Source organism: Streptomyces sp. YS415 (assembly GCF_023544665.1).
Taxonomy (GTDB): Bacteria; Actinomycetota; Actinomycetes; order Streptomycetales; family Streptomycetaceae; genus Streptomyces.
Genome location: NZ_JAMJFL010000001.1, coordinates 493,228 through 509,578, shown reverse-complemented (window position 1 = coordinate 509,578; position 16,351 = coordinate 493,228). Strand labels below are relative to the sequence as shown.

Genomic DNA, 16,351 nt, shown 5'->3' with positions numbered 1-16,351 from the left:
GATCCATAGCTTGTCCACGAATGTGAATACCGTGCACTCATACGGCCGTTCCGCTCCGGCTGCCCACCCAAGGAGACCGAGGATGCCCGCGCCCCGCACCGTTCTGCTCACCGGCGCCGCCGGGGGACTCGGCACCCTGATGCGGGACCTGCTGCCCGCGTACGGCTACGAGTTGCGCCTGCTCGACCTGCGCCCGATCGAGGGCGAGCCGGACGCGATCGTCGCGGACCTCGCCGACCGGGAGGCGCTGCGCGAGGCCGTCCGGGGCGTCGACGCGATCATCCACCTCGCGGGCATCTCCCTGGAAGCCCCCTTCGAGAAGATCCTCCGGGCGAACATCGAGGGCACCTACCACCTCTACGAGGCCGCGCGCGAGGAAGGCGTCGGACGCATCGTCTTCGCCTCCTCCAACCACGCGGTCGGCTTCACCCCGCGCCCCGAGGGCGACACACCTCTTGATCCAGGCGTGCTGATCCCGGTCGACACCCCGCGCCGCCCGGACACCTTCTACGGCCTGTCCAAGTCCTTCGGCGAGGACCTCGCCCAGTTCTACTGGGACAAGCACGGCCTGGAGACCGTCTCGGTGCGCATCGGCTCCTGCTTCCCGGAGCCCACCAGCGTCCGCATGCTGTCGGTCTGGATGAGCCCCGCCGACGGCGCCCGCCTCTTCCACGCGGCCCTGACCGCCGAGGGCGTCGGCCACACGGTCGTCTACGGCTCCTCCGCCAACACCCGCCTGTGGTGGGACCTCACCACGGCACGCTCCCTCGGCTACACCCCCGAGGACGACTCGGAGCCCTACGCCGAGAAGCTGATCGCGGAACAGGGCGACCTGGACCCCGCCAACGAGGCCCACGCCCGCCTGGGCGGCCACTTCGTGAACGACCCGCCGATCTGGCCGTACTGACCGAAAGGGACGCGTGGCAAGGGCGGACGGGCACAGAACGGACCGCTCCGCCCACCCATTCGGGCGCGGGAGAACAACGGACCGAGCCTTCCGGCGTACGGCGGGACAGCACCGGTTCAGGGGCGCGGGGAACTGCGCGACCAGCCAGGACGAACCCGCGGACGAGTGACAGGAGTGCCCGCCGAGCCCGTGGCCGCCCCGAGACCGAACGGGCACACCCGGGCAGCAACGGGCGCGCAACAGACCTGGTCACCGGAGAACCGTCGCTGTAGAACTTCCTGCATGAGCCCGAACGGGCAGCACATGCGAGAAGGCGAGTGACGACAGGTGACCAGAACCGCGGAAGAACGCCAGCGCGAGATCATCCGCGCCGCCCGCGCGAACGGCTCCGTCGACGTCAACGCCCTCGCCGCCGAACTGGGCGTGGCCCGGGAGACCGTACGCCGGGACCTGCGCGCCCTGGAGGACCACGGCCTGATCCGCCGCACCCACGGCGGCGCCTACCCCGTGGAGAGCGCCGGCTTCGAGACGACCCTCGCCTTCCGCGCCACCAGCCACGTCCCCGAGAAACGCCGGATCGCGACCGCCGCCGCCGAACTGCTCGGGGACGCGGAGACCGTCTTCGTCGACGAGGGCTTCACCCCCCAGCTCATCGCCGAGGCGCTCCCCCGGGACCGGCCGCTGACCGTGGTCACCGCCTCTCTGCCGGTCGCGGGCGCACTCGCGGAGGCCGAGAACGCCTCCGTGCTGCTGCTCGGCGGCCGGGTCCGGGCCGGCACGCTGGCCACCGTGGACCACTGGACGACGAAGATGCTGGCCGGCTTCGTCATCGACCTGGCGTTCATCGGCGCCAACGGCATCTCCCGGGAACACGGCCTGACCACCCCCGACCCCGCGGTCAGCGAGGTCAAGGCCCAGGCCGTACGCGCCTCGCGGCGAATCGTGTTCGTCGGTGTGCACACCAAGTTCGGGGCGGTCAGCTTCTGCCGGTTCGCCGAGGTCGGCGTCCTGGAGGCGATCGTGACGAGCACCCTGCTGCCCTCGGCGGAGGCGCACCGCTACTCCCTGCTGGGCCCGCAGGTCATCCGGGCCTGACGGCCGAACCGACACCCCCGAGGGACCGCCACCCCCAGCGGCGCCCCTTATGTCCCCCTATGTCATTTTCCGAGGTCCAGGAGCGATCCATGCGAACCCAGAGCCGACGGAGGCCGCGAGCCGCACTCGCCACGGCCGCCGTAGGGACGCTGCTCGCCCCGCTGCTCTCCGGCTGCTGGGTCGGAGCGGGCGGGGCCGGATCGGGCGGCGACTCGATCAACGTCCTCATGGTCAACAACCCGCAGATGGTGGAGCTGCAGAAACTCGCGCCCCACTTCACCGAAGAGACCGGCATCGAGGTCAACTTCACCGTGCTGCCCGAGAACGACGTCCGCGACAAGATCAGCCAGGACTTCGCCAACCAGGCCGGCCAGTACGACGTCGCCACCCTCTCCAACTACGAGATACCGATCTACGCCCGCAACGACTGGCTGAAGGAGCTGGACTCCTACGTCGCGAACGACCCGGCCTACGACGAGGAGGACATCCTCGAGCCGATGCGCCAGTCCCTGACCGGCGACGACGGCAGGCTCTACGGCCAGCCCTTCTACGGCGAGTCGTCCTTCCTGATGTACCGCAAGGACGTCTTCGAGAAGGAGGGCCTGACGATGCCCGCCCGCCCCACCTGGCAGCAGGTCGCCGATCTCGCCGCCCGGCTGGACGGCGCCGAGCCGGGCATGAAGGGCATCTGCCTGCGCGGCCTGCCCGGTTGGGGCGAGGTCATGGCGCCCCTCACCACGGTCGTCAACACCTTCGGCGGCACCTGGTTCGACGAGGACTGGCAGGCCCGGCTGGACTCCCCGGAGTGGGCGAAGGCGACGAAGTTCTACGTCGGCCTCGTCCGGGAGCACGGCCAGTCCGGCGCCGCCCAGTCCGGCTTCGCCGAATGCCTGAACAACATGACCCAGGGCAAGGTCGCCATGTGGTACGACGCCACCTCCGCGGCCGGTTCCCTGGAGTCCGATGACTCACCCGTCAAGGACAAGGTCGGCTACGCGCCCGCGCCGGTCGAGCGGACCGACTCCTCCGGCTGGCTCTACACCTGGGCCTGGGGCATCCAGGACGCCTCCCGCAACCCCGACAAGGCCTGGCGGTTCGTCTCCTGGGCGTCGAGCAAGCAGTACGAGCAACTGGTCGGCGACGAGATCGGCTGGTCCGCCGTCCCGGCGGGCAAGCGCGCCTCCACGTACCAGAACCCGGCGTACCGTGAAGAGGCCGCCGCCTTCCAGGAGATGACGAAGAAGGCCATCGAGGGCGCCCGCCCGAACGACCCGGGGGTGCAGCCCCGCCCGGCACCCGGCATCCAGTTCGTCGGCATCCCCGAGTTCACCGATCTCGGCACCAAAGTCTCCCAGGAGATCAGCGCGGCCATCGCCGGACGCCAGTCCGTCGAGTCGGCCCTGAAGAAGGCACAGGACCTCGCCGAGAAGATCAGCGCGGCCATCGCCGGACGCCAGTCCGTCGAGTCGGCCCTGAAGAAGGCACAGGACCTCGCCGAGAAGATCTCCGAGGAGTACGAGGGACGATGACCGCCACCACCACAGCCCCGACCGCGACACCCGCCGTCCGCACCGGGAAACCCCCCTCGGACCGGCTGCGCACCTGGGCGACCCGCGCCCCGCTCCTGCCCGCGCTGATCTTCATGATCGCGGTGACCCAGCTGCCGTTCGTGGCCACGCTGGTGATCTCGTTCTTCGACTGGAACTCGCTGTACCCCGACGCCCGCAGCTTCACCGGCTTCACGAACTACGCGGACGTCCTCACCGACGCCGACCTGCGCCGCTCGGTGTGGACGACGATCCTGCTCACGGTGGCCGTGGTCCTGGCGAGCCTCATCCTGGGCCTGGCCCTCGCCCTGCTGCTGGACCGCAGGTTCAAGGGCCGGGGAGTGGTCCGCACCCTGCTGATCGCCCCGTTCCTGGTGGTCCCGGTGGCAGCGGCACTGCTGTGGAAGCACGTCCTCTACAACCCCGAATACGGCCTGTTCAACGGCCTGTTGCACTACGTGGGCGGCCCCCAGCCGGACTGGATCTCCGACACCCCGCTGCTCGCCGTCGAAGCGGCCCTGGTCTGGCAGTGGACGCCGTTCATGATGCTCATCCTGCTGGCGGGACTGCAGAGCCGGGACCAGCAGCAGATCGAGGCGGCCCGGGTGGACGGCGCGAGCGACTGGCAGATCTTCCGCCATCTCACGCTCCCGCACCTGCGCCGCTACCTCGAACTCGGTGCCCTCCTGGGCTCGATCTACATCGTCCAGAACTTCGACGCGGTCTTCACCATCACCTCGGGCGGCCTGGGCACGGCGAACCTGCCCTACACCGTCTACCAGAGCTTCTACCAGGCCCATGAGAACGGCCTCGCCTCGGCGGCCGGCGTCCTGGTCGTCATCGGCTCCATCATCATCGCGACCTTCGCCCTGCGGGTCGTCTCGTCCCTGTTCCGCGAGGAGGCGTCCCGCGCATGAACGCCGTACGCAGAAACGGTCTCGGCCTGCTGGCCTGGTTCCTCGGGATCCTGTTCTTCCTGCCCATCGCCTGGATGGCCCTGACGTCCTTCCACTCCGAACAGGACGCGGCGACGAACCCGCCCTCGTTCGGGGCAGCCCTGACCCTGGACGGCTACCGGGAGTTCTTCGGCACGGACGGCGGGGCGAGCCCCTGGCCGTCGCTGATCAACTCGACCGTGGCCTCGGTGAGTTCGACCCTGCTGGTGCTGCTGCTGGCGCTCCCGGCGGCGTACGCCCTGTCCATCCGCCCGGTGAAGAAGTGGACGGACGTCCTGTTCTTCTTCCTGTCCACGAAGATGCTGCCGGTCGTGGCCGGCCTGCTGCCCATCTACCTGTTCGCGAAGAACACGGACCTGCTCGACAACATCTGGCTGCTGGTCGTCCTCTACACCTCGATGAACCTGCCGATCGCGGTCTGGATGATGCACTCGTTCCTGTCCGAGGTACCGGTGGCGGTGATCGAGGCGGCCCGGGTGGACGGCGCGAAGCTGCCCACGATCCTGGCCCGCGTGATCGCCCCGATAGCCCTCCCCGGCATCGCCGCGACCGCCCTGATCTGCTTCATCTTCAGCTGGAACGAACTGCTCTTCGCCCGGGTGCTGACCGGCGTGGTGGCCGAGACGGCCCCCGTCTTCCTGACCGGCTTCATCACCAGCCAGGGCCTGTTCCTGGCGAAGGTGTGCGCCGCGTCGCTCGTGATCTCCCTGCCGGTGCTCGCCGCGGGGTTCGCCGCCCAGGACAAACTGGTCCAGGGCCTGTCGTTGGGAGCCGTGAAATGAAGGCCGCCGTCATCGAGTCCATGGGCCGGGCCGTGGTCGCCGAGGTCCCGGATCCGACGCCGGGCCCGCGCGACGTCGTCGTGGAGGTCGCCGCGTGCGGCCTGTGCGGGACGGACCTGCACATCCTCCAGGGCGAGTTCGCGCCGAAACTGCCGATCGTGCCCGGGCACGAGTTCGCGGGCACGGTGGTCGGCGTGGGCACCCAGGTCACCGAGCTGTCCGAGGGCGACCGGGTGGCCGTGGACCCTTCCCTGTACTGCCACGAGTGCCGCTACTGCCGTACCGGCCACAACAACCTCTGCGAACGCTGGGCCGCGATCGGCGTGACGACGGCCGGAGGGGCCGCGCAGTACGCGGTGGCCCCGGTCGCGAACTGCGTACGGCTGCCCGAGCACGTCCGCACCCAGGACGCGGCGCTGGTGGAACCGCTCTCGTGCGCCGTCCGCGGCTACGACGTCCTGCAGTCCCGCCTCGGGGCGCACGTCCTGATCTACGGCTCGGGAACCATGGGCCTGATGATGCTGGAGCTGGCGAAACGCACGGGGGCGGCAAGCGTCGACGTGGTGGACGTGAACCCGGCGCGCCTGGAGACGGCCCGGCGCCTCGGGGTGTCGGCGTCGGCCGCGAGCGCGGACGAACTGGACCGCCCGCAGGGCTGGGACCTGGTGGTCGACGCCACCGGCAACGCGGCGGCGATCCAGGACGGCCTGGAGAGGGTGGCGAAGGCGGGCACCTTCCTCCAGTTCGGTGTGGCGGACTACGCCACGCGCGTGACGATCGACCCGTACCGCATCTACAACCAGGAGATCACCATCACCGGCTCCATGGCCGTCCTGCACAGCTTCGAACGAGCGGCGGAACTCTTCGCGGGCGGCGTCCTGGACCCCGACGTCTTCATCAGCGACCGCATCCCCCTGGACCGCTACCCGCAGGCCCTGGAGCAGTTCGCGGCCGGGGTGGGCCGGAAAATCGTGGTCGTTCCCTAGACGTCGCGCCGCCCGATCGGCCCTCTGGTAAGGGAACGGTAAAGCAGGCTCGCTCGTTCACCGGGCATGACAGCTATGACCCCCGGCTCGAACATCCCACTCCCCGTCGCGCGTGTGACGGTGGACGTCGCCGCTCCGGTGCGGCTCGACGTATCGGGCCTGCTGCTCACCGCCGACGGCAAGGTGCGCTCCGACGACGACTTCATCTTCTACAACCAGCCCGCCGGCCCGGGCGTGACCTACCGCTCGGGCGGCGGCACGGCCCCGGACGCGATCACGGTCGACACCTCCGCCGTCCCCCCGGGGATCGAGAAGATCGTCGTCACCGCCAGCCCGGACGCCGCCGGCCAGACCTTCCAGGGCATCGAGCCGACGGCGACGATCCGCAACGCCGACGACAACAGCGTCCTGGCCTCCTTCACTCCCCCGCAGCTCGGCAACGAGACCGCGCTGGTCATCGTGGAGATCTACCTGCGCAACGGCGCCTGGAAGGCCCGAGCGGTGGGCCAGGGCTACTCCAACGGCCTCGCCGGCATCGCCACCGACTTCGGCGTCACCGTGGAGGAACCGGCAGCCGCGCCGGCCCCCGTGGCGCCGCCCCAGCCGGCCGCGCAGGCCCCGGCCGCCCCGCCCGCCGCGCCGATGGCGACGCCCCCGGCCCCGGCAGCGCCCCCCGCCCCGCCCGCGCCCCCGGCCCCCGGCGCCGGGAAGATCAACCTCGACAAGGGCCGCGTCAGCCTCCAGAAGAACCAGACCGTCTCCCTGATGAAGGGCGGCCGCCCGCTGCTCTCGCAGGTCAAGATGGGCCTCGGCTGGGAGCCGGCGTACCGCGGCAAGGACATCGACCTGGACGCCTCGGTCATCGCCTACGGCCCGCAGCGCAACCACGTCGACAGCTGCTACTTCGGCAAGCTCCAGATCGTCAACGGCGCGATCCGCCACTCCGGCGACAACCTCACCGGCGAGGGCGGGGGCGACGACGAGGTCATCAGCGTCGACCTCGGCCGGCTGCCGCAGGACGTCACCGGTCTGGTCTTCACGGTGAACTCCTTCACCGGCCAGAAGTTCACCGAGGTCGCCAAGGCCTACTGCCGGCTCCTCGACGGCACCACCGGCGAGGAGCTCGTCCGCTTCGACCTGACCTCCGCCGAACCGCAGACCGGCGTGCTGATGGCCAAGCTCATCCGCCAGTTCTCCGGCGAGTGGGAGATGACGGCCATGGGCGACTTCGTGAAGTCCCGCACGGTCCGCGGCATGGTCAAGCCCGCGGCCCAGGCCCTGTAAACGAGGGTGTGGCCCGCACCCCCGTGCGGTGCGGGCCACGCTCGGGGCTCAGGCAGCCCAGGGCCAGTCGGCGTCCCGGGCGGCCTCGAGCAGCGGCACCATCCGGAACGCCGCGTCCGACAGGCCGCCGAAGGTGTGCCGGTTCCCCTCGCCCGACGGACCGTGGCCCGCGCGGTAACCGGCGAGGTTCCAGGTGTAGACCGGGACGTCGGCCGGCACCTGCTCGGTCGGGCCGCCGTGGCGGTTGTACGCGTACTGCTCGTCCGTGACGATCAGCACCCGGTCGTGCTTGCGGTAGTGCCGGCGCACCGCGCCCGTGGTGTCGGTGCCGCCCAGATCACCGAAGCGCTCCAGGACCTTCAGCACCGACTCCCCCTTGCGGTACTTCACCAGGCCGCTCGTGGTGCCGAACTCGACGAGGTCCGCGTGCGCCGCCCGCAGCGCGAGCGCCGTACCGAAGATCGCCGCCGCGTCGGCGCGGTTGAGCTCCGAGCGGTCCGACAGACGCGAGTAGAACATCGAGCCCGACCGGTCGACGAGCACCAGCGTCCGTCCCGGCAGCGCGGGCACCTGGGCCAGCGAGTGGCCGAGCGCCTGCTCCAGCGGGTACGACCAGCGCAGCGACGGCGCGTTCCGGTACGCGGCGAGGTACCGGAACGGGAACTGCCGCGACCGTACGACCTCGGACGGATCACTGATCCGGGCGGCGACCTGCGCGGCGACCTCGTCCGAGACGCCGGCCTCGTCGAAGTTCCGCAGGTTCCGCACGAGTGCCATCGGACCCATGGACGGGATCACGGCCTCCCAGGCCGCCCTGTTCATCGGCCCCTGGAGCCAGCCCGCCAGCGCCTCCCAGGTCATCCCCGCCGCCGCGAGCCGCTCCGCGCCGCCGTCGGACGTGACGACCGCACGGCGCTCCTCGACGGGCAGCGCCATCAGCTCGCGGTGAGCGACGAGCGTGCGGCTCGACACGGGCGGCACGGCGGTGTCCGGGTGGTGCCGGCGGTCGAGGGCGTACCGGAACAGGTCGCCCTGCCACGCCTTCTCCGGGTCCGGCGTCGCGTGCACGAGGTTGAGGATGTCGCCGAACCGGTAGCCCTTGGACCCGGTGTCGTACTTCAGCAGGGACCTGCCGCTGTAGAGCCGGCGTACGGCGTCGGCGATGCCCCGCTTGACGGGCTTGGGGATGCTCCGGCCGTAGCACGCCGTCCAGTACGCGAGCAGCTCGCCGGGCTCGTCGGGCCGCTGGAGCACGGAGTCCACGACCCGCCGGTTCGACGGACCCTCTGTCGCGCCCGCCTCCAGCCGCGCCTTGACGTACTCGGCGGCGCCGACGACGGCGGCGGTACGGAGGTTGCCCTCGCCGCGCAGCCAGCCGAGCAGTCCGGCCGTCCACTCCGGGTCGGTGACGGCGAGCTCACGCACCAGGGTCCGGAACCGGTCGTCGCGGTCGGCGCCGGACTCGTAGAAGCTCTTCTGTGCCACGAAGTTGGCGACGGCGAGGAGAAAAAGTTCGGAGCGCGCCTCGCGCTGCCGGCCCCGGCCGCCCTCATAGGTGCGCAGCACCCGGCCGGTCGAGGTGACCCGGGAGACCGGCTGTGCCCTGGCCGTGCGGATGTTGAAGCGGGACATGCTGAATTCCCCCGAATTCATGGCCTTTTCGGAAGGAGGCACAGCAAAAGGTGGGTGCCCGAGATCAGGAGTCGGCGACGGACTTAGTCAGATGCGCTACCCGATTGCGCTACACCGACCCGAAGTCGATGACGGGATTCGAACCCGCAACCTTCTGATCCCATGAAGTAACCGTTGCCTGCGCACCGGGCACCCACCAAGAGCTGCGCCTCCCGAGATCAAGTCGACTGCGGCGTGGATTCTTTGAAAGAGAAGTAGCCGCTGTCATCGCACCGGGAGGTGCGCTGCGTTCTGATCTCACTGTAGGAGGCGCAACTTCGGGCGGGCGAGTGAATTATTCACCGGCCTCGGCGCCACCGTTCCGCCCGCTCCTGTCCGTCAGCCCTGTGACCGGGCCTTGAACGCGGCCTTCCGCGCTTCCTTCGCGATCCGCTTGTCCGGGTGCAGCCGTCCCATCGCCTCCAGCACCTCCGCGGTGGCGGGGTGGTTGACCCGCCACACCGCCGTGAAGAACCCGCTGTGCTGCTCGGCGAGCCCGGACACCAGGGCCCGCAGCTCGTCGGAGTTCCCCTCGGCCGCGAGCTGCGCGGCGACCGTGTCGATGGTCAGCCAGAACACCATCGCCTCGGAGGGCGCCGGCACGTCCGGGGCGCCCCGTTCGGTCAGCCAGACCCGAGCCAGGCCGCCCAGTTCGGGGTCGTCCAGAACCTCCCGCAGGGCCGGCTCCGCCTCGGCGCCCACCAGCGACAGCGCCTGCTGGCACCGCAGCCGGCGCAACGGCGCCCCGGCGTCGGACCCCCGGGCCGCCGCCAGCAACTCACGTGCGGCGGGCAGCGCCTGACGTCGGGTCAGCCACTGCTCGGTCTCCGCCTGGGCGGCCCCCGGCGGGAAGGCGGCGGTGCCGTCGAGCAGCGCGTCGGCGCCCTTGTCGACGAGGTCCCCGACGGCCGGCGCCGTGAAGCCGGCCTCCAGCAGCCGGGCGCGCAGGCCGTACAGACCGAGCGGGGTCAGCCGCACCAGGCCGTAGCGGGAGACGTCCGTCTCGTCGACGGGCGCGGCGGGCTCCTCGTCGGCGTCCGCCATCAGCGCCTCGTCGACCGGCTGGTACTCCACGAGCCCGACCGGCTCCAGCAGCCGGAACTGGTCGTCGAGGCGCATCATCGCGTCGGAGACCTGCTCCAGGACGTCGTTGGTCGGCTCCCCCATGTCGTTGGGCACGATCATCGACGCGGCGAGGGCCGGCAGCGGCACCGGTGACCGGCCGGGCCCGTCCTCGCTGACGGTCAGCAGGTAGAGGTTGCCGAGGACCCCGTCGAGGAACTCCGCCTCGGCGTCGGGGTCCCAGCCCAGCTGGGAGAGGTCCAGTTCGCCGCCCTCTCCCATGGCGTCGACCAGGTCGTCGAGGTCCGGCACCCCGGCGTCCGCGAGGACCGTCTCCAACGCCGCCTGCCACACCGCGAGCACGTCCTGCGGGGAGCCACCGGTGAGCAGCGCCAGGTCCTCGCCCGCGGTGACGGTGCCCTCCTCCTCGTCGGCGATCTCGACGAGCCCGGTGTCGAGGGCGACGCGCCAGGCCTCACTGGCGCAGGCGGCGGCGTCGTCCCCGGTCAGACCGAGGACCTCGGCGGCGGCGGGGAGCTGCTCCTCGGCGAGCCCGCCGCCGGCGTCGACGCGGGTGTCGGGGCCGGCCCAGCGGGCGAGCCGGGCGGCCCGGGAGAGCAGGGGCGTGGACAGCGCGTCCCGCGCCAGCTCCGTTTCGGGATGCAGCCGCACCGGCGGCAGGGGGGAGCTGTCTGACATCGGCTGATTCTCCTAGGACGCGTCGTACTACTCAGCCGCTCAGCCTAGACGGATTTGGACCCATGCCGCCCGGTTCATCTACCCGTTGGCCTGTGTACATGGCCGAAACCTTGACAAGTGGCCTGACCAGGCAGGAGATTACGCGCGTAGACATTCGCAGGACACGTGTTCACCGAATCTCTACGCGCGTCGCACCGGCCCCGCCGGTCGCGGCTCCCGCCGTTCACGCTCCACCCTCGTCCCGGCGCCCACGCACGTCCCCGGAGGGATCCCGTTGCCGAGCAAGTCGTCCGCGCGCCTCGCCGCGCTCACCGTCGCCGCTGTCTGTTCCGCGGCGTCCACCGTTGTCCTCACCTCGCCCGCGCACGCCGACTCGGTGCGCATCCATGACATCCAGGGCAACACCCGCATATCCCCGTACGCCGGACGGCAGGTCACGGACGTGACCGGCATCGTCACCGGGGTGCGCACCTACGGCTCGTCCCGCGGCTTCTGGATCCAGGACCCGGACGCGGACGCCGATCCGGCCACCAGCGAGGGCGTCTTCGTCTTCACCAGCTCGACCCCCAAGGGCGTGGCCGTCGGCGACCTGGTGAAGGTCTCCGGCACGGTCACGGAGTACGTCCCCGGCGGCACCTCCTCCGGCAACCAGGCGCTGACCGAGATCACCCGCCCGACGACCACCGTCGTCTCCAGCGGCAACGCCGTCCCGGCCGCGACGGTCATCGACGCGGACTCGGTGCCGAGCGCCTATGTCCCGGCGGGCGACAGCGCCGCGAACAACTCGGTCAACGGCCTGCCGCTGAAGCCGTCGGCGTACGCCCTGGACCTGTACGAGTCCCTGGAGGGCATGAACGTCCAGGTCTCCGACACCCGGGTGGTCGGCGCCACCGACCCGTACACGGAGCTGTGGGTCACGGTGAAGCCGTGGGAGAACCGCAACCGCCGCGGCGGCACGGTGTACGGCTCCTACGCCTCGCAGAACACCGGCCGCATCCAGATCCAGTCGCTCGGCGCGACCGCCGACTTCCCGAAGGCGAACGTCGGTGACACCCTCACCGGCACCACCGCGGGTCCGCTGGACTACAACCAGTTCGGCGGCTACACCCTGATCGCGAACCAGCTCGGCACGCCGAGGAGCGGCGGTCTGGAGCGGGAGACCACCGAGAAGCAGAAGAACGGCGAGCTGGCGGTCGCGACGTACAACGTCGAGAACCTCGACCCGTCCGACGCCACCTTCGAGGAGCACGCCGCCGCGATCGTGGACCACCTCCGGTCGCCCGACATCGTGTCCCTGGAGGAGATCCAGGACAACACGGGCGCGAAGAACGACGGCACGGTCGCCGCGGACCAGACGATGCAGAAGCTGATCGACGCGATCGTCGCCGCCGGCGGCCCGCGCTACGACTGGCGTTCCATCGACCCGGCGAACAACACCGACGGCGGCGAGCCGGGCGGCAACATCCGGCAGGCGTTCCTGTTCAACCCGGAGCGGGTCTCGTTCACCGACCGCGCGGGCGGCGACGCCACGACGGCCGTCGGGGTCACCGAGGAGCGGGGCAAGGCCGCGCTGACGGTCTCCCCGGGCCGTATCGACCCGGCGAACGCGGCCTGGAACTCCAGCCGCAAGCCGCTGGTCGGCGAGTTCGCCTTCCGGGGCCGCACGGTCTTCGTGATCGCCAACCACTTCAACTCCAAGGGCGGCGACCAGGGTCTGACCTCGCAGTACCAGCCGGTCCCGCGCAGCTCGGAGACGCAGCGGCACCAGCAGGCGACCCTGGTGAACTCCTTCGTCAAGGACATCCTCGACACCCAGAAGAACGCGGACGTCGTCACGCTCGGCGACATCAACGACTTCGAGTTCTCCGACACCACCAAGATCCTGGAGAGCGACGGGGCGCTGTGGTCGGCGGTCAAGTCGCTGCCGAGGAGCGAGCGTTACTCGTACGTCTACCAGGGCAACAGCCAGGTCCTGGACCAGATCCTGGTCAGCCCGTCGATCCGGCGCGGTTGCGACTTCGAGTACGACAGCGTGCACATCAACGCGGAGTTCCACGACCAGATCAGCGACCACGACCCGCAGGTCCTGCGCTTCAAGCCGTAACTCCCGTTGATTCCCGGGTAGATCAGGGCTGGCTGAACACCGTGTTCAGCCAGCCCTGCCATTCGGTCTCGCACTCCTCGATCGCGGCGTCCGGGGCGAAGTCGTGCAGGGAGATGCCGACGGGGTGGCCCCAGTGGTTGCGCCCGAAGATCCGGGTGAGGCCCCGGTCGGTGCGCAGGCCGATGAAGTACGGGTCGCGGAAGTCGACCACGGCGTCGAACGCGTCGGGCCCCTGTACCCGCAGCCGGGTGCCCGCGGCCACGCCGGGGCCGACGCCGAGCGCCCGCCCGACGGTTTCGAGGGCGTCGGCGGCCTTGGACGCCTCGGGTCCGTCGAAGGTGGCGAAGGCGGCCGGGCGGGGCGCGAAGTGGGTGAGGTACTCGCGCAGGGTGTGCAGATAGAAGTCGGTGTGCTTGGCGGCGCCGTCGTACTGGTTGTCCCAGTCGTCGACGAAGATCCCGCTGTGCACGTACCGGACCCAGGCCCGCTTGCCGTCGTCGCGCGGCTCGATGGTGTAGTCGAGCTGGTTGGCGGTCTGCTCGGCGATGCCCTCGACGTCCTCGACGCGGTTGGTGTAGCGGTGGGGCGGGTCCCAGGCGGTGACCGTGGACCCGAAGGGCCCCTTGCCGCCGACCCGGGGCTCCGGCGGCTCCATGGGCCACAGGTACCCACCGGTCTGGGCGGTGACCGCCTCCCAGACCTGCTCCGGGCCGGCGTCGACCTCGAACTCCCGGGCGATCTCGAATTCCTTCGGCATGGTGGGCTCCTGAACTATTCCGACTCGGTCTTCTTGAGCGTGGGATGGACGGCCACGACGATCCGGTGGTCACGGCCGCCCTCGGCGTCCGGGGTGTCGTACTTGCGGATCAGACCGGTGACACCCGCCGTCAACTCCTGGATGAACGCGGCCCGTTCGGCCGCCGAGGCGAACCGCACCTCGCCGTCCAGGGCGTAGGTCGCCAGTCCCTTGCGGGCCTTGGCCGCGCCGGTGATCAGCGAGCCGACGTCCCGCACCAGCCGGGCGCCGAGCGCCAGCAGCCAGCGCGCGGACAGCTGGTCCCGGAACCGCTCCGGGTCCGGCTGCACGGCGGCGAGGGCGAGCGGCGAGATGACGTACGACGCGGCGGTCGCCCGCATCAGCCGCTCGGTGACATTGCCCTTGCGGCGCTCCCCGGCCAGCTCGACCAGGCCGTGCCGCTCCAGCGCCTTCAGGTGGTAGTTCACCTTCTGCCGGGGCAGCCCGACCTTTCCGGCCAGCATGGCGGCCGACGCGGGTCCGGCCGCCAGCTCGGCGAGCAGCCGGGCCCTTGTGGGGTCCAGGGAGACGGCCGCCGCCTCGGGGTCCTCGATCACGGTCACGTCCAACATGAGTCCACGGTCTCACCGAACACTTTTTTTGTCCAGACGAGTGGAATCGTCGGCGGGGTCCGGCTCAGGGCACGAGCCCGAGGGCGTGCCGGTACCGGCTGCCGGTCGTCCCCCGCAGACCTGGATGCGTCCGCACCCGCTCCCACTGGGGTGAGCCGGGCCCGGCGAGGGCCGCGTCGTAGGCCTCGTCGCTCTCCCACTCGGCGTAGTTGAGGACATGCGTGCCGTCGGTGCTGAGGTGGAAGTGGGCGGAGATCAGACCGCGGTCGGCGTCCGGTCCGGCGAGCGCGGACAGGACCAGGTCCACCCAGTCGGCCCGCTTGTCCGCCGCGTCCGGCTCGAAGTCGACGCGGACCGTCACGATCAGCCCCGGCACCCGGGTGTCGCCGACGGCGCGGGCATGGCTGCGGTGGAGCCGGTAGCGGTCCAGGCGGACCCGTTCGATGCCGGGCACGGCGGTGTCGATCTCGTCGTTGCGTTCCTGGCGGAGGGTCTTGAAGAAGGCCTCGTAGCCCTGTTCGTCGCGCCACTGCGAGTAGTGCAGCAGGGTGGTGCCGTCGTGGCCCGCGTAGAGGTGGTAGCCGAGGAGCCGGTCGCTGCCCCAGGCGCGAGTCTCCCAGGTGCGGGCGACGGCCTCGACGGTCTGCGCCTGGCGCTCGGGGGTGCCCACTCGCCAGGTGCTGAAGAAGGGCGCCCCGATCCCGGGGCGGGTCGGGTCGGGATGGGCGTCGGTACGGCGGGTCATGGCCGGCCTCCAGTACGTCGGTGATCGGTACGGGGACCAGCCTCCGACCTCAACCTTGCTTGAGGTCAAGTGCGGCTTGCGGGAGGGGTGTTGGGCCGGGCTGCTCACGGCCGAGTGCGACCACGGAACAGCCCGCGGACGAAGGGCGGCGCGGGTCCGGTCGCCCGGTCCCGCGCCGCCCGCTTCGCGCTCAGCGACGGCCGCTGCGCCGCCGTACCGCCTGGACGACGAGCATCGCGCCCACGGCGGCCGCTCCGGCCATCAGCACCGGCCGCGGATGCCGCAGCCCGGCCTGTACGACGGTGCGGACAGGACGCGGCGCCTTGTACTCCACGGTCTGGCCCGCCCGGCCGGCCCGGTGCTGAACCGTGTGACCGGCCCGGGTAGCCCGGATCTGGACCGTGTGACCCGCCCGCGTCGCCCGGTCCTGGACCGTATGACCGGCCCGGGAGGCCCGGTCCTGCGCGGTGTGGCCGGCCTGGGCCGCGGTGCTGCGCAGTTGTACGGTCAGCGCGCCCGCCCGGTCCCGCAGGTCGGCGGCGCGCGCCATGGCCCGCCCCTTCACATCCGCCTTGGCCGCCAGCTCCTCGACGGTGACGCCGAGTTCCTTCCTCGTCCGCTGGATCTGCCGGCGCAGTTCGTCGGGGCCCTTGGCCCCGCCCATGCCCCCTGCCTTGTCCGTCATCGGTGCGCCCTTTCCCTGATCTCCTCGACATCCGCCTTGACACTGCCGAGGGTCTCCTCGGGTGTGGGAGGCGCGGCCCGCCTCAGCTCGGCGCGACCGGTCGCGCCCAGCACGCCCGCGACGACGAACAGCACCGCCGTCACGATCAGCGCCGCCGCCCAGACGGGCAGCACCAGCGAGAGGGCGGCCACCGCGGTGCCCGCCAGGAAGAGCAGCCCGGCGTAGGCGACGGCACCCGCCGCGCCGAGCAGCCCGCCGCCGCGGCCGGCACGCCGGCCCTTCTCCGCCAGTTCCTCCTTGGCGAGGGCCATTTCCTGTCGTACGAGCTGGGAGAGCTGTTCGGTCGCTCGTCCGACGAGTTCGCCCACCGAATGGCGCTCGTCGTGTTCCGGCCCAGTGGCCGTGGTCCCGCTCACGGTGTCCGCCTCCTCTCGGTTCGGAACACCCGGGTACCCGCACC

The 16,351-nt window shown here is 71.0% G+C and carries 14 protein-coding genes and 1 pseudogene; 8 read left to right on the top strand and 7 right to left on the bottom strand.

Annotated features, from left to right (window positions below; all coding sequences use genetic code 11):
• Positions 1-82: 82 nt before the first annotated feature.
• From M8H82_RS02330 to M8H82_RS02300, 7 genes and pseudogenes are all read left to right on the top strand, one after another.
• On the top strand, positions 83-907 hold the full coding sequence (locus tag M8H82_RS02330) for an NAD(P)-dependent oxidoreductase (RefSeq protein ID WP_250070587.1): 825 nt from the start codon (positions 83-85) through the stop codon (positions 905-907).
• 327 nt (positions 908-1,234) lie between these two features.
• Positions 1,235-2,002: a DeoR/GlpR family DNA-binding transcription regulator gene (locus tag M8H82_RS02325; RefSeq protein ID WP_250070586.1), complete on the top strand. Its 768-nt coding sequence runs from the start codon at positions 1,235-1,237 to the stop codon at positions 2,000-2,002.
• 89 nt (positions 2,003-2,091) lie between these two features.
• Positions 2,092-3,456: pseudogene (locus tag M8H82_RS02320) on the top strand (sugar ABC transporter substrate-binding protein); the annotation flags it as partial.
• Positions 3,457-3,527: 71 nt separating this feature from the next.
• The gene (locus M8H82_RS02315) at positions 3,528-4,466 is read left to right on the top strand and encodes a carbohydrate ABC transporter permease (protein WP_250070584.1); all 939 of its coding nucleotides are present in this window, start codon (positions 3,528-3,530) and stop codon (positions 4,464-4,466) included.
• Positions 4,463-5,287, top strand: coding sequence for a carbohydrate ABC transporter permease (locus M8H82_RS02310; RefSeq protein WP_250070583.1), 825 nt, complete (start codon positions 4,463-4,465; stop codon positions 5,285-5,287). The genes M8H82_RS02315 and M8H82_RS02310 overlap by 4 nt, the downstream gene beginning before the upstream one ends.
• Positions 5,284-6,273 carry a zinc-dependent alcohol dehydrogenase family protein gene (locus M8H82_RS02305; protein ID WP_250070582.1) on the top strand — a complete coding sequence of 330 codons (990 nt, stop codon included), beginning with the start codon at positions 5,284-5,286 and terminating at the stop codon, positions 6,271-6,273. The genes M8H82_RS02310 and M8H82_RS02305 overlap by 4 nt, the downstream gene beginning before the upstream one ends.
• Before the next feature lie 75 nt (positions 6,274-6,348).
• On the top strand, positions 6,349-7,557 hold the full coding sequence (locus tag M8H82_RS02300; RefSeq protein ID WP_250070758.1) for a TerD family protein: 1,209 nt from the start codon (positions 6,349-6,351) through the stop codon (positions 7,555-7,557).
• Positions 7,558-7,605: 48 nt separating this feature from the next.
• Here the strand turns inward: M8H82_RS02300 and M8H82_RS02295 are convergent, their stop codons facing one another.
• On the bottom strand, positions 7,606-9,189 hold the full coding sequence (locus M8H82_RS02295) for a TROVE domain-containing protein (RefSeq protein WP_250070580.1): 1,584 nt from the start codon (positions 9,187-9,189) through the stop codon (positions 7,606-7,608).
• Positions 9,190-9,567: 378 nt separating this feature from the next.
• Entirely contained in the window at positions 9,568-10,989 is a 1,422-nt protein-coding gene (locus M8H82_RS02290) for a hypothetical protein (protein ID WP_250070579.1), read from the bottom strand.
• Between the two features lie 274 nt (positions 10,990-11,263).
• On the opposite strand from M8H82_RS02290, the gene M8H82_RS02285 reads away from it, so the two are divergent.
• Positions 11,264-13,093 (top strand): endonuclease/exonuclease/phosphatase family protein, encoded by a 1,830-nt coding sequence (locus M8H82_RS02285; protein WP_250070578.1) that lies wholly within the window; start codon positions 11,264-11,266, stop codon positions 13,091-13,093.
• A 22-nt stretch (positions 13,094-13,115) separates the two neighbouring features.
• On the opposite strand, the gene M8H82_RS02280 is transcribed toward M8H82_RS02285, so the two are convergent.
• The 5 genes from M8H82_RS02280 to M8H82_RS02260 all read right to left on the bottom strand — a co-directional run bounded on the left by M8H82_RS02280 (position 13,116) and on the right by M8H82_RS02260 (position 16,307).
• Complete coding sequence (locus tag M8H82_RS02280; RefSeq protein WP_250070577.1) at positions 13,116-13,850, bottom strand: SRPBCC domain-containing protein; 735 nt, start codon at positions 13,848-13,850, stop codon at positions 13,116-13,118.
• Positions 13,851-13,864: 14 nt separating this feature from the next.
• A complete protein-coding gene (locus tag M8H82_RS02275) occupies positions 13,865-14,461 on the bottom strand; it encodes a helix-turn-helix domain-containing protein (protein WP_250070576.1) in 597 nt (198 codons plus the stop codon).
• Positions 14,462-14,525: 64 nt separating this feature from the next.
• A complete protein-coding gene (locus tag M8H82_RS02270; protein ID WP_250070575.1) occupies positions 14,526-15,206 on the bottom strand; it encodes an antibiotic biosynthesis monooxygenase in 681 nt (226 codons plus the stop codon).
• A gap of 190 nt (positions 15,207-15,396) precedes the next feature.
• Positions 15,397-15,891 carry a DUF3618 domain-containing protein gene (locus M8H82_RS02265; protein ID WP_250070574.1) on the bottom strand — a complete coding sequence of 165 codons (495 nt, stop codon included), beginning with the start codon at positions 15,889-15,891 and terminating at the stop codon, positions 15,397-15,399.
• Entirely contained in the window at positions 15,888-16,307 is a 420-nt protein-coding gene (locus M8H82_RS02260) for a phage holin family protein (RefSeq protein WP_250070573.1), read from the bottom strand. Before M8H82_RS02260 ends, M8H82_RS02265 begins: the two co-directional genes overlap by 4 nt.
• Positions 16,308-16,351 lie beyond the last annotated feature (44 nt).

Excerpts from the sequence above, each read along its gene's own strand:
- M8H82_RS02310 (WP_250070583.1), top strand. The coding sequence starts at position 4,463 with ATGAACGCCGTACGCAGAAACGGTCTCGGCCTGCTGGCCTGGTTCCTC.
- M8H82_RS02290 (WP_250070579.1), bottom strand. The coding sequence starts at position 10,989 with ATGTCAGACAGCTCCCCCCTGCCGCCGGTGCGGCTGCATCCCGAAACG.
- M8H82_RS02300 (WP_250070758.1), top strand. The coding sequence starts at position 6,349 with ATGACCCCCGGCTCGAACATCCCACTCCCCGTCGCGCGTGTGACGGTG.
- M8H82_RS02330 (WP_250070587.1), top strand. The coding sequence starts at position 83 with ATGCCCGCGCCCCGCACCGTTCTGCTCACCGGCGCCGCCGGGGGACTC.
- M8H82_RS02275 (WP_250070576.1), bottom strand. The coding sequence starts at position 14,461 with ATGTTGGACGTGACCGTGATCGAGGACCCCGAGGCGGCGGCCGTCTCC.
- M8H82_RS02265 (WP_250070574.1), bottom strand. The coding sequence starts at position 15,891 with ATGACGGACAAGGCAGGGGGCATGGGCGGGGCCAAGGGCCCCGACGAA.
- M8H82_RS02305 (WP_250070582.1), top strand. The coding sequence starts at position 5,284 with ATGAAGGCCGCCGTCATCGAGTCCATGGGCCGGGCCGTGGTCGCCGAG.
- M8H82_RS02315 (WP_250070584.1), top strand. The coding sequence starts at position 3,528 with ATGACCGCCACCACCACAGCCCCGACCGCGACACCCGCCGTCCGCACC.
- M8H82_RS02270 (WP_250070575.1), bottom strand. The coding sequence starts at position 15,206 with ATGACCCGCCGTACCGACGCCCATCCCGACCCGACCCGCCCCGGGATC.
- M8H82_RS02280 (WP_250070577.1), bottom strand. The coding sequence starts at position 13,850 with ATGCCGAAGGAATTCGAGATCGCCCGGGAGTTCGAGGTCGACGCCGGC.
- M8H82_RS02295 (WP_250070580.1), bottom strand. The coding sequence starts at position 9,189 with ATGTCCCGCTTCAACATCCGCACGGCCAGGGCACAGCCGGTCTCCCGG.